The sequence below is a fragment of the Rufibacter psychrotolerans genome, from assembly GCF_016924645.1.
Taxonomy (GTDB): domain Bacteria; phylum Bacteroidota; class Bacteroidia; order Cytophagales; family Hymenobacteraceae; genus Nibribacter; species Nibribacter psychrotolerans.
Genome location: NZ_JAFFJV010000003.1, coordinates 14,340 through 27,716 on the forward strand (window position 1 = coordinate 14,340; position 13,377 = coordinate 27,716).

6 protein-coding genes are annotated in these 13,377 nt (G+C 51.3%); 2 read left to right on the plus strand and 4 right to left on the minus strand.

From position 1 onward, the window contains the following. Positions 1-27 precede the first annotated feature (27 nt). Positions 28-1,053: a UDP-glucose--hexose-1-phosphate uridylyltransferase gene (locus tag JT718_RS02950; RefSeq protein WP_205500227.1), complete on the plus strand. Its 1,026-nt coding sequence runs from the start codon at positions 28-30 to the stop codon at positions 1,051-1,053. Positions 1,054-1,604: 551 nt separating this feature from the next. Then, a complete protein-coding gene (locus tag JT718_RS02955) occupies positions 1,605-2,972 on the plus strand; it encodes an MBL fold metallo-hydrolase RNA specificity domain-containing protein (RefSeq protein WP_205500229.1) in 1,368 nt (455 codons plus the stop codon). A gap of 787 nt (positions 2,973-3,759) precedes the next feature. Here the strand turns inward: JT718_RS02955 and JT718_RS02960 are convergent. From JT718_RS02960 to JT718_RS02975, 4 genes are all read right to left on the minus strand, one after another. Then, positions 3,760-5,301, minus strand: a complete 1,542-nt coding sequence (locus JT718_RS02960) for a SulP family inorganic anion transporter (RefSeq protein ID WP_205500231.1) — start codon at positions 5,299-5,301, stop codon at positions 3,760-3,762. Positions 5,302-5,716: 415 nt separating this feature from the next. Then, on the minus strand, positions 5,717-7,714 hold the full coding sequence (locus JT718_RS02965; protein WP_317195465.1) for a YDG domain-containing protein: 1,998 nt from the start codon (positions 7,712-7,714) through the stop codon (positions 5,717-5,719). A gap of 875 nt (positions 7,715-8,589) precedes the next feature. After that, positions 8,590-9,945, minus strand: a complete 1,356-nt coding sequence (locus JT718_RS02970; RefSeq protein ID WP_205500235.1) for an IS110 family RNA-guided transposase — start codon at positions 9,943-9,945, stop codon at positions 8,590-8,592. 785 nt (positions 9,946-10,730) lie between these two features. Beyond that, a complete protein-coding gene (locus JT718_RS02975; RefSeq protein WP_205500237.1) occupies positions 10,731-13,136 on the minus strand; it encodes a YDG domain-containing protein in 2,406 nt (801 codons plus the stop codon). Between the last annotated feature and the right edge of the window lie 241 nt (positions 13,137-13,377).

A 13,377-nucleotide genomic window follows, 5' to 3' on the forward strand; every position in this document is an offset into this window, starting at 1 on the left:
CCTGTCCCACCCCATACCCAAGAAACTATGAGCCAGTTTGACATTACAGAGCATTCGCACCGCCGCTTCAACCCCTTGCTGGGCGAGTGGGTGCTGGTGTCGCCGCACCGGTCCAAGCGCCCCTGGCAGGGGCAGCAGGAATCTGCCGAAAAGGACACCCGCCCCCAGTATGATCCCACCTGCTACCTGTGCCCCACCAACGTGCGCGCCAACGGCGAAACCAACCCAGATTACCCGGCCACCTTTGTGTTTGTGAATGATTTTGCGGCGCTGCAGGCCGAAAGCCCCTCAGGCTCCTTTACCAAGGGCGGGCTGCTCCGGGCCGAGGGCGAGCGCGGCATCTGCAAGGTCATCTGCTTCTCGCCCCGCCACGACCTCACCCTCTCAGACATGGAGGTGCAGGACATCAAGCAAGTGGTGGACCTTTGGCAGGAGCAGTACCTGGAGCTGGGCGCGCTGGAGGAAATAGGGTACGTGCAGATCTTTGAGAACAAGGGCAGCGTGATGGGCAGCAGCAACCCGCACCCGCACGGCCAGATCTGGGCCCAGAGCTCGATCCCCGGCGAGCCCGCCAAAGAAACCGAGCAGCAGGAAGCCTACTTCCAGCAGAACGGCCGCAGCCTGCTCGCAGATTACCTGGCGTTGGAACTGGAAGAGAACACCCGTCTGGTGGTGGAGAATGCCCACTTTGTGGCCCTGGTGCCTTTCTGGGCCGTGTGGCCGTTTGAGACCCTTGTCATCCCGCGCCGCCACTTCCAGCATTTGGGCCAGATCACCGAGGAGGAGAAATTCGGCTACGCCGATATCATGAAACGTCTTTCCTCGGTGTACGACAAGTTGTTTCAGACCTCATTCCCGTACTCGGCGGGCATTCACCAGAGCCCCACCGATGGCAGGGACTACCCCGGCTGGCACCTGCACATGCACTTCTACCCGCCACTGCTCAGATCGGCCACGGTGAAGAAGTTCATGGTAGGCTACGAGCTCATGGCCGACCCACAGCGCGACATCACCCCAGAAAGCGCCGCCGAACGCCTCAGAGGATTGCTTTAACTCCTGTTTCGGGCCCATTTTCTGGAAATCAGCCCCAAAACAAAAGCCCTTACAGCCCTCACAGGATTCAGGAACCTGTGAGGGCTTCACATGAGCAGGATTTTCAGGAAGGGTTTGATTTTCAGGATTACGTTGGAGCGGGAGTTGGCCCAGACACTCGCAGGTCGTCCGGACACTACGAGGTCTTTTGAGCTGGCCCAGTTGCGGTGGCGCGGGCATTAAAACCCATCCTCCCGTTTCAAGAGAAAAAATCATCCGCTGGCGCGAGCGTCCCGCTCGTGTCCGCACGCATAGCAGATCATCGTTTCCCTCCCTGGGTGGTTCCTGCACAGCCCGCACCAAAAGCCTTGCTCACTTGTCCCCAAGGCCTTTTCAAATTGACTTGAAGGGCAAGAGTAGTGTGGCGTTCTTACCAAGAGCTATCCATTCCGTACGGCTGAGCCTTTGGGCATTTTGGGGCTGTTTTCTAAAAATCCAGTTAAAAACAGCTTTTTACGCATCAAGAAAAGCTGCCGCCCGTACAATCCCCACCATTCAGAAGTACAGACCCTATGACCATATCTTTTTACGGTGCGGCCCAGAGCGTGACCGGCAGCAAGCATTTGATTACCCTGGAGAACGGAAAGCGCATTCTGCTGGACTGCGGCCTTACCCAAGGCATGGGCGACAAAACCGAGGAACTGAACAGCTCCTTTGACTTTGAGCCCGAAAACCTGACCTGCGTGCTTCTGTCGCACGCGCATATTGACCACTCGGGCCTTATTCCCCTGCTGGTGCGCGAGGGGTACACCGGACCCATCTATTGCACTCCGCCTACCCTGGAGCTCTGTAAGCTGCTGCTCATGGACAGCGCCCGCATTCAGCAGAACAACCACCACGGCAGCAGCTCGCCGCTTTACACCGAAGAAGACGCTGAGCAGGCCCTGCAGCAGTTTGTGACCGTGCCGTATGATGAACCGTACCCTATTGACGAGGACATTGAGCTGCTCTTCACAGATACCGGCCACGTGTTGGGCAGTGCCGCCATCAACCTCCGGCTGCAGGACAACGGGCAGGAACGTACCCTGTGTTTCAGCGGCGACATCGGGCGGTTCGCCAACCGCATCCTCAACCCGCCGCAGCCGTTTCCGCAGGCCGAGATCATCATCTGCGAGTCTACCTACGGCAACCGCGTGCACGACAGCCTGGAGAACACTGAGGAGCGCCTGCAGAAGATTGTGCAGGAAGTATGCGTAGAGCGGCAAGGCAAACTCCTGATTCCGGCCTTCAGCATCGGGCGTACGCAGGAGCTGATCTACTCCCTGAACTACCTGGCCGAAGAAGGTCGCCTGCCCAACGTGAAGGTGTTCGTGGACAGCCCGCTCTCGGTGTACGCCACCGATATCATGCGCGACAATCCGCAGTATTTCCGGGATTCCATGCAGGAGTACATCAAGGACGACCCAGACCCGTTCGGGTTTCCGCAGCTCAGCTACATCACCGAGGTAGACGACTCCAAGGAGCTCAACAAGATAGACGAGCCCTGCGTGATCATCTCCTCCTCGGGCATGATGCAGGCCGGCCGCATTCTGCACCACCTCAAAAGCAACCTCTCAGACCCCAACAGCGCGGTGCTCATCACGGGCTACTGCGAACCTACTACCCTGGGCGGCAAACTCATGAACGGCGCCGAGAAAGTGTACCTGATGGGCGAAGAAGTGGAGGTGAAGGCCGAAATGATGATCATGAAGGAGTACAGCGCCCACGCCGACTACGGCGACATTGCCAAGTTCCTGCACTGCCAGGACAAGGAAAAGATTCAGCGTATCTTCCTGGTGCACGGCGAAAAGTCTACCATGCACCAACTCAAAGAAGACCTCACCGAGCTGGGCTACCAGAACATTGAGATTCCGGAGTTCCGGCTGTCTTACGTGGTCTAGCGCACCAGTTGCATATCTAAAAGCCGCCTGATTCAGGCCTGTTTCTATGAAAACAGGCCTGAATCAGGCGCTTTGTTTTAAAGAATTGCGTAGCACAGGTTGCTTCTCCTAAGGATAAAAAGTCACCGCAGTTGCGTTCAGTTGCGCCTCCATTCTGCGTGTTGCTCCGCTGGCGCGAGCGTCCCGCTCGTGTCCGCCCGCATGCCTGTTTCACCGCTTGCTCCACCATGTAGCGGGGATTATATGTGAAACCGCTGGGTAACCCACCCCCACCCCTCCCAGGAGGGGAGTTCCCCCAAGGAGGGCAGTTCCAACAAATCACTGTCAATAGTTCTCTAACGGTTGTCACCTCCCCTTTAGCAGTCAGTTGTCACCTCTCCATCAGCAGTTGGCACCCTGCAGCGTGGGAAGATTCCTGCAACGTGGGGAATCCCTCGCAAAACCGGAAACTCCCCTCCTGGGAGGGGTGGGGGTGGGTCCGCTGTGTCTGGATCAACAAGCTGCTTGAAAAGCGTAGCAAGGTATATAAACCCCCGCCGTTTGTGCGGACACGAGCGGGACGCTCGCGCCAGCGGAAGCCGGCCAGCATGATGCATCGGCTTGCCGGGAGTGAAGGCGGGTTTTGGGGCAATTCTGCTCTAAACTGCCCCAAAACCCGATTTTCACCTGCCAACAGACCGCAGGGTAGAAGCGCAAACCGGCTCCTTGGGCTGGATGCTCTTCTACTCATGGGGCTGTATTGTTCACCCGTTTTAGAGCCGTTTTGGGGAAAACTGGAGTAAAAGGGTTAGGCCAGCTTATCAGTGACGATGGCGTAGTGGGGGTCTTCCAGGATGTTGACGTCAATGACGGCATCGGCGTTTTTGAGCAGCAGCAGGCAGTCGGGGCTCAGGTGCCGCAGGTGCAGTTTCTTGCCGGCTTTCTGGTAACGGTCGGTTAATTTGTTCAGGGCCTCAATGCCCGACATATCGGCCACGCGGCTGTCCTTGAAATCAATGACCACTTCCTGCGGATCGCCGGCGACGTCAAACTTCTCGGTAAAAGCCGCCACTGACCCGAAGAACAGCGGGCCGTACAGTTCATAGTGCTTCACCCCATTCTCATCCACGTATTTCCGGGCTCTGATGCGCTTGGCGCTCTCCCAGGCAAACACCAGGGCCGAGATGATCACGCCAATGAGCACCGCCAGGGCCAGGTTGTGCAGCCAGATGGTAACGGTGGCCACCAGGATGCCCACAAACACGTCGTGACGCGGCATTTTGTTGATGATCCGGAAACTGATCCACTCAAAGGTGCCAATAGACACCATCACCATCACTCCCACCAAGGCGGCCATGGGCACTCTTTCTATAAAGGGAGCGCCCACCAGGATAATGACCAGAATGGTAAGCGCCGCAATGATCCCCGCCAACCGAGCTCTTGCCCCTGCCGAAAGGTTCACCAGGGTCTGCGCGATCATGGCGCACCCGCCCATCCCGAAGAAAAAGCCGTTCAGGAGGTTGGCCGTGCCCTGGGCCACGCTTTCGCGGTTGCCGTTGCCGCGCGTACCGGTAATTTCATCTACCAGGTTGAGGGTCAGGAGGCTTTCGGTGAGCCCCACGCCCGCCATGATGAGGGCGTAGGGGAAGATGATCTGCAGCGTTTCCAGGCTAAGCGGCACCTGGGGAAAGTGGAAAGGAGGCAGACTGCCGCTCACCGAGGCAATGTCTTTCACCACTTTGGTGTCAATCCCAAAACCTGCCACCACCCCAAACACCACCAAAATGGCCACCAGGGAAGGCGGCACGGCCTTGGTGATGCGGGGCAACAGCACAATAATGGCAATGGTGAGCGCCACCAGCCCGGCCATGATGTACAGGGGCGTGCCCGATAGCCAGGTGGTCTCGCCATTCACCACGGTCTTAAACTGCTCTACCTGCGACATAAAGATGATGACGGCCAGGCCGTTTACAAATCCGTACATGACCGGCTGCGGCACCAACCGGATAAACTTCCCCAGCTTGAACACTCCCACCAGGATCTGCAGGATGCCGGCCAGGGCCACCGCCGCAAACACGTACTCCAAACCATGGGACTGCATGAGCGCGATCAGCACCACGGCCGTGGCCCCCGCCCCGCCCGAAACCATGCCGGGCCGGCCTCCCAGTACAGCCGTCACCAGGCCCATGAGAAAGGCAGCGTACAGTCCCACTAAGGGCGGAAAACCCGCCAAAATAGCGAAGGACAAGGACTCTGGCACCATGGTCATGGCTACCGTGAGCCCCGCAAGAATTTCTTTTTTGTAATCTATTTTCTGGCTAAAATCAAATAAGCGAAGAAAAGGCTTCATGCTGTAGTAATCTTTTGGGGAAAATAACAGCAGGACCACGCCCCCGGGTCAATCGCCCAAGCGCATGCCTGCATTACTAAAATCAGAGAAAGGCAGTATGAGGCTGGAACACCTCAGGAAGGGAAGATCACGGCGGAGTAAGCACTATCCTGAACAGGGGTTGGGTCATAGCGGGTACAAAATTACTACTTTTCCCTGAAAGGCTCTACCCAATTGCTCCATGGCAGCGTTCTGGCTTGCATGATTTAGGGCTTTTTTGGGAAAACAGGCCTAAAAAGAATGGTGGGCTTCTGTTATGCTTCCTTTTTCTGGTTGCCTTGTTTATGAGTGTAGTCTGGTTTGAGGAAAGCATCTACAAAAGCAAAGGCCACCCTGGTAGAGGCGGCCTTTGCTGGTTAGAAAAACGACTAAGATATTACTGCTTCACCACCCGGGTAGTTGACTTGCCGGTGGCCGTTTGCGCCTGCACATAGTAGATGCCGGGCACCTGGCCTGCCAGATCTAGCGACAGTTCCTGGCCTTGTTCTACCAGTTTCTGCGCTACCACCCGGCCGCTGCTGTGGTACAGGGTAAGCGTCACCGGTCCAGTTGCTGTCTCTGTGGAGGTAAGCACCACTTTGCCCGGGGTAGGGTTGGGCTTGGCCACCAGGGTAGCTTCTGCGCCATTCCGCCCGCTTGCCTTCACGGCGATCACCTTGGAGTACTCAAACTTGCCGTCATAGTCCACCTGCTTGAGGCGGTAGTACACGGTGCCGGCCGGGGCGGTGCCGTCTGTGTAGCTGTAGGCCTGCACCACGTTGGTGGTACCGTTCCCCTTCACCTGCCCGATGGCGGCGAAGGCCCTGCCGTCCTGGCTGCGCTCCACCTGGAAGTAGTCGTTGTCTTTCTCCGTGGCCGTTCTCCAAGACAGGTTAACGGATGCGTTGCTGCCTTGCTTTCCTTCAAATGAGAGTAGTGTGACGGGCAGGGGCTTCTCGATCACGCCCAATGGATAGGCGTCTATGCCCAATAGTTCATAATTTAAATGATCTTCTCCTGTATCCTTGTCTATTATGGAGGCCCCCGTCAGGGTCACCTCTTTCTCGGTGCCAATGAACTCGGTATCGAACAGGGCCGTGCCCCCGCTGTGGCTCACGCTGTCGCTTGCCATCAGGGCTTTGACCACGGGGTCCCCCACCACGGCTGGCCTCAGCCACCTGTGCACCACCTCCGCAGTCCTGTCACCCTCGATGTACTCCCTCGGCGCCGTCGTGAACATCCCGTAGACGCCAAGCCGGCTGATGGTCACCCCGCCGACGGTGAAAGAGGTCGGGATGGAGTAGTTGCCCGCAGCGGTCCCGGCGAGGGAGTACCCCGTCACCGTAACCACCTTGTTTTCGCCGGCCCTCTTGTCCGCGAAGGTCGCGGTTGGCGCGGCGCTCGGGTTCAGAAACACAGCCCCGCCGTCACCGGAAACGATATCCGCCAGCACCATGTTGTCGACCGATATCGAGGCGGAGGCAGTACCGTCGTACACCTTGTTCAGCAGGGATGCGTCGAAAGCAGAGAGAGCAAGGGGCTTTTTGTTAATCGTAAGGGTAACCGGCGTTCTGGCGGTAGAAGCAGGGCAAGTGATTGTTGAGCTATTGGAGGCTTGAGCGTAGTAGGTATAGGTGTTAGCTGATGTAACAGATGGGGTAAATGTAGATGTAACAACTTTGGTGGTTCCATCATAACTCGAAGTAGTATTCAACTCCGTCGATACTACATTGCCGCCTGTTGCGGCATCATACCAAACTATTGTCTGCCCCTCATACGCGGTAGCAGTTAAGCCGGGAGTTGTTGCTCCGTACGTAATAACTTGGCTTCCTTGATTAACCGGTGTTCCTATAACAGAAAATGACGAAGCAGAATAAAAGTACTGCCCTGACTCGGTACCTTGTTGCGGCATAACACGTAGGTACCTTTCAACCCCTGAGGAGGCATTTGTAATTCTAACTCGATACTTCAGCTCGTTACCAGCTCTATTATGAGAAATAATAACTTTACCATCTATATCAAATAACTGCTCTAGTTCCACGAAACTGTTACCGCTTTTCCTTACCACATGCACTGAGAAAGTTGTATTCCCATTTTTGCTGCTTGTTACTCCAATTTCAATTATTGAATTAGCGCAATATGGAGAGCTTGCAGGCGAGACAATCCTAACACTGGTCATTGGCGGCGGCACTTGCGCCTGTGCACTTGCACCTAAAACCAACATTGATACTACTAGGATTAGAAGTCCTTTCTTTCTTGCAAGAAAGGGCAGAATTAAAAACGCCTGTTCAGTATAAGCTATATTTAAGTTTAAACTAAACGATTGGATGTATTGCTTAAAACGCACTTTGTACACATCCGGCCATTTCCCAATAATTGAGTACAATGCTTCCATTTTCTATCCCTCCTCTATTTGTGTTTATAAAACTTTATAAAGATTTATTTTGATTACACAAATAATAGAAGAATAATTCAATATAAAAATGACACGAAAAAGCATGAATTGCAATTATAACTTTACCTACTATATATATAACTATTTAAGTTATAAACAATTTTATATCTATATTTTACAAAAACATAGATTTTGGTACAGCAGAAAGGAACGCTAAAAAAAGTTTACAACATGAAAAGCAATAGGTGGCTCTTCTACCATAGATATCAATAATCAACATTAATATGATTAAATGAATTAATTATAATTATTATTTATTTATTTATATAAATAATTGCCATTCATAATTTTATTTATAGCAATACAAGCGGTTGAAAATAAATTTGTGTCATACAACCATACATACTAGACAGATAAAAAAAATATGCACCACACTAGCAGGCTCCTTTGAGTAGCGTTAGAAACACATGATGCAACAAGTTCATCGAAGGACGTATGGGATCTTAGCATTACTCTTCTTGTAGTCACCTGAAGACAACACCTAAGTACAACTACCAACCCCTAGTACACCCTTCTTCACATTAAGGTCATACTATTGCCTAGTAGTCTTAAGGTGTATTTCTAACTACAATTGCTACTTGAGCCATGTAGCTTGCACTTGTCAACTCATAGAAGTCAATGAAGCATGCTCGACCTATCTTAATTTGCGCCTTCTGCTTGAGGACTACTCCTATCCAACGCTATTAGCGCGCCTCAATCCTTGTCGTACCTGAAAACCCTACTCAACCAATAAAAATTGCCTCAGTTAAATTAAGATTTGATAAGTAGTGGAAGGTGTTGCTTCAACCTTATTTATCCTGACTAACGTCACTTTTTCAGGTCGTAGCAAAGCCCAGATCCTGAGGCTGCAGGTCTAACTTAGCGATGTTTTTCTTTATTCTCTGCACCAGCTTCAGCTTTCTTTTCTCGTCGAGGAACAGGTACTGCGTTGGCGGCATGTACTGCAGTCCCTTGCTGAGCATGTTCCAGATGATGACGGCCAGCTTTCGGGCTGTGGCACTCACCGCCGCCTGTCTGCCTTTGCGGAAGGCTATGCGCCTAAAGAAGTTCGAAAGGTGCGTGTCCTTCAGGTTACCGATGGCATTGGCCGCGTTCCTGAGGGTTGTTTTAAGGCGGTTGCTGCCTTTAGGGATATGGCTGCTCAGGATCCTTCCCCCACTTACCTTCGTATTGGGACAGAGCTTGAGCCAGTTGCAGAACTGCTTGGCCGTGGCGAACTTGCTGATGCCCTCTGCACCGATTTCACTCATCAGGGTCAACACCGTGGAGTGACTCACTCCCTCGATCTTTAACAAGTCCACGCCGCCGAAGTACTGGAAGGCCAGTTGGTTCAGATCCATTTGCCGCGGGGCGTTCTTGTTGACCCGCTTGTAAGGCTTAGGGTCGGCTTTCAACTCCCGCTTTCTTCCGTCAGCCTCCACCTGCTCTTTCAGCAGCTTCTCAATAGCGAGGTCGCAGGCAGCGATCTTTTCCTGCAGCACCTTGTAGAGGCCAAGCTCCTGGCGAAGGGCAAAAAGCAGGTCCCGACGGCCGTTGCCGTGCAATGCCTGTGCGATCTCCTGGGCGGACCTGCGGCAGTTGCCATGGCGGAGACAGGACAGCTTCTCTGGATCGCTCTCTCCCTGGCAGACAGCCTCAATGATGGCCATGCCTGTCTGTCCCGTCACATCCCGCACTACCACGTCCAGGCGCAGGTTCAGCAAACGCAGGTATTTCTGCATCTTCTGGGTAGTCACTGTAACCGTCTCCAGCAGTGAGGCTCGGTGGCGGCAATAGGTGCGCAGTTCCTCGGTGGCCTGGTCAGGCAGAAAGCTGCCCGTGAGCAGTCCCAGCGAGTGCAGCCGCTGGATCCACTGGCAGTCCTGCACGTCCGTTTTGCGGCCCCTGATGTTCTTGGTGAACTTCCCGTTGCAGAGCAGCACCTGAAAACCTGCTTGCTGAAGGGCGGCAAACAAGTTCTGCCAGTAGGTGCCCGTGCTTTCCATGGCCACTGTGGTGATCTGGTGTTCCTGCAGCCAGGCAACCATCTGTTGGAGGTCAGACTCATAGACCCCGAACTCCCGCACCTGGCCTTCCTGCTGACCCACAGCTACGTAATGGGAGCGGCTCCCCACATCAATGCCAGCAGCGTGGGGATTGACAAGCTCCATGGGCATGCTTCTCTTTTTCATAACTCTAAATTAAAGATGATGTGAAAGAAAGATATCCCAGGGGAATGTACTCTTGGTCTTGAAAGTATCCTGATCGGGGTCTCCGCGGGGAGCCACCACTGAAATCACCTCAAAGCCCTCCCGTTGTGGTAGAAGGGCTTCTACATTCCAACCAGAATTACGCGCGAGCTTGGAAGCATCACTTAAAAAATCGGCCTTGCAAGGGATACAACACAAATACGCAAAACCGTTAGCGAGAGAAATCAATAGTTAATATAGGGGGAATTACTTCCACATCTGCTTCCAAAGCCATCATAGCACTTGTTGATGTCGTATTTAAGATACATGCTCCAGGGGAATGCATTATCCTTCTATCTAGGCTGTGTCTGAAAAATGACGGGGCAGTACAGTTTTGGGGCTGCTTTTGGGAAAGTAGCCCCAAAACGCCGGCCTACAATAGGCAATGGCGGCAGAGATCAGCCGAGGGAAACCGGATGAAAAAGCTCCGGGAGCATTTTTCAGACACAGCCTAGTAGCTTCTCAGCTTTCTGGATAGCCGAATTGCTACAAACTGCTTCTTAATACAGAATAGACTTTCCAATTGTCTGTATAAAGACTATCACTTTATACTTGAACAAGGCAAGTAGCAACAAGAGCGGGCCCCTGTTTAAGCGCCCTATAACTTAGATCTTACTTTCTATTTGAAGAGTTAAGTAAAGCAAAGGCTTACACCAAGCCCAGGCGGGCCAACAAAAAAGGAGGGCGGCCTTTGCAGGTCCGCCCTCCTTTTTTGTTGCATAACGTGATTATTGCTTTACTATCTTGGTTACTGCCATGCCCGTAGCCGTTTTAAGCTGCAGATAATACACACCGGGAGACCAACCGCTTAAGTCAATTTCAATTGGTTGCCCCGGCTCAATTTGCACCTCCTTCGCGAGCATCACCTTACCGCTGCTATGCAACAGGGCAACATTGCCCGCACCTTTATGGTGGGAGGCAATTAGAACCAGCTTGCCAGAGGTTGGGTTAGGTTTAGCCACTATGCTAGTATGCAGACTTGCGGCACCACTTGCCTTTACCGCAATTACTTTAGAATACTCAAACTTGCCGTCATAGTCCACCTGCTTGAGGCGGTAGTACACGGTGCCGGCCAGGGCGGTGCCGTCTGTGTAGCTGTAGGCCTGCACCACGTTGGTGGTACCGTTCCCCTTCACCTGTCCGATGGCGGCGAAGGCTCTGCCGTCCTGGCTGCGCTCCACCTGGAAGTAGTCGTTGTCTTTCTCCGTGGCTGTTCTCCAGGTCAGGCCCACGGATGAGCCGCTGCGCTGCTTGCCTTCAAAGGATATCAAGGTAACTGGTAGTGGCTTCTGTATTATTCCATAAGCATCATCAACCGATACCAGTATATAATTTGGAGCATCAACACCTACTAAAGAAGCGCCTTCCATATTGAATATCACACGCGAGCCCTCTTCATTCTCACTAACAAATGGTTCTTCAAACTCTGCTGTACCCCCTTCAAGAGCGACATCATCATTATCTATAAGCGCTTGGGTTATTTCATCTCCCGGATCTGCTGGCCTTAGCCCTCTAAATATGATCTCAGCAGTAGTATTACCTTCAATATATGGTCTGTCTTGCACATCAAAAACACCATATATTTGAAGCTCATCAATAACTCCATCATAAAATTTAATTTGAGCCGGAAGGGAATAGTTATCCTTATCGGTTCCATCTAGAGCTAAACCTGATACGGTTATTTCTTTATTAGCTCCTACATTCTTATTATCATACACCCCTGTAGGAGAACCAATCAAAGAAACCAGATCATTAGGAACCTCATCCTCAATATCTGCAGTAGTTGCAAATCCGAGAACAGTGGTGTTTCCATCATAAGTCTTTGGATTTGACACAAGCCCTACTACCCTTAATGGCTTAGGCGTGATAGTGGCTGTAGTAGATGCAGTTGTTGATGTTAAGGTGTAATTGCCTGACGCGCCTCCAGTAAGAGTCAAATTTGTAGCGGTAATTTCTTTTCCTGAACCTACATTTTTATCAGAAAATTGAATTGTTCCGCTAAGTTTTACTTCATCGGAACCTACAATCCCACCCAGCACAACTTCAGCATTAGCATTTCCATCGTATACCTTATCCACTCCTGTTATATCTGGATTCAGGGGCTTTTTCAAAACCTCAAACGATGAACTTGTGGCGGAGACAAGCCCAGGCGCACTGACAGTAATAGTCTTTGTACCAACGGTGCTAGCTTTAAGCCCTGTAAATATTGCCGTTCCATTCCCCCCAGTTGAACCAATATTCTGCGTGTTACTTTCCTGCCCTCCTGGAATAGTTGCAGTAACAATCAAAGAAGAAGGAACCATAGAAGTAAAATTTCCAAATTGATCCTGCGTTCGAACAGCCGGCGGAGTTGCAGGGTTTGCTCCTGCACCAATAGCAGTACCGTAGGTTGTTGATATAGGTTGCTGACTGAAAACTAATTTTGAAGCGCTACCTGCCACCTGGGAAAGAGAGGCAAAACTAGTACCCCCACTACCATTTGTGTTTGCTGTTGGTGTAATCCCTGTAATTACTGCTGTTCCAGGATTGCTTGCTGATCGATAGATAATCCCAGCAGAAGGAAGCACCGCACCATCCAAAGCTTGAACTTGCACCCCAGATATTGTTAACTCATCACGACTCGAACTTCCCCCGACACGAAAACGTATCTCTATGGAAGTAGATGTCACAACTGTAGTTTCTGAATTATTAACAACATCCCTTCCGTTTTGGAAGTCACCAACACCCGCCCCCTCTAAGAATCTCCACCCAAATGGCGCAGTTAAAACTAAAGTAATTGTTGTTCTGTTATCAGGAGCTGTAAAAGTTGCCCGCCCTGCTGTTGTATTTAGTTCTATGATGGTTATATTACCTAAAGAGGTATATCCTCCAGACGTAGCATTGAAGGCCCTATCAGCAGAAACGCTTAATACCGGCGCAGTAACACTCACTTGGGCCGTAGCATAAAAGGTCATTGTGAGCATTGTAACAAGGAATACAAGAAGACCTTTTACGCTTAGAAAATGTATAGGCACTAATATAAAGAACCCAAATCTCTTATTATTGTTTCTTTCATTAGGATTCAGAGTTTTGCGCTGGCCACACGCATCTACTTTACAAAGCCCAACATCATTGATAGTGTACCGATTTTCCATAGACAATACCTTACAGTGCAACATTATTTAAACTTTATTAATAATTATTTGAATTATTACACAAATAAGGGAAGAATGATTCAAATTGGAAATGGGTTTAAAAAGCCCTAATACATATTAGGATTATTTTAACTGTAAATATAACTTATCAAATAATATACAATAAATTATAATGTACAAGGGGAATTGTTTAAGTATACAGATAAAATCAACAAGACGATACAAAAATATTTAAATACCA

What these genes read in the sequence shown, in the direction of transcription:
- JT718_RS02950 (WP_205500227.1), top strand. Translation starts at nt 28, where the DNA reads ATGAGCCAGTTTGACATTACAGAGCATTCGCACCGCCGCTTCAACCCC.
- JT718_RS02955 (WP_205500229.1), top strand. Translation starts at nt 1,605, where the DNA reads ATGACCATATCTTTTTACGGTGCGGCCCAGAGCGTGACCGGCAGCAAG.
- JT718_RS02960 (WP_205500231.1), bottom strand. Translation starts at nt 5,301, where the DNA reads ATGAAGCCTTTTCTTCGCTTATTTGATTTTAGCCAGAAAATAGATTAC.
- JT718_RS02965 (WP_317195465.1), bottom strand. Translation starts at nt 7,714, where the DNA reads ATGGAAGCATTGTACTCAATTATTGGGAAATGGCCGGATGTGTACAAA.
- JT718_RS02970 (WP_205500235.1), bottom strand. Translation starts at nt 9,945, where the DNA reads ATGAAAAAGAGAAGCATGCCCATGGAGCTTGTCAATCCCCACGCTGCT.
- JT718_RS02975 (WP_205500237.1), bottom strand. Translation starts at nt 13,136, where the DNA reads ATGGAAAATCGGTACACTATCAATGATGTTGGGCTTTGTAAAGTAGAT.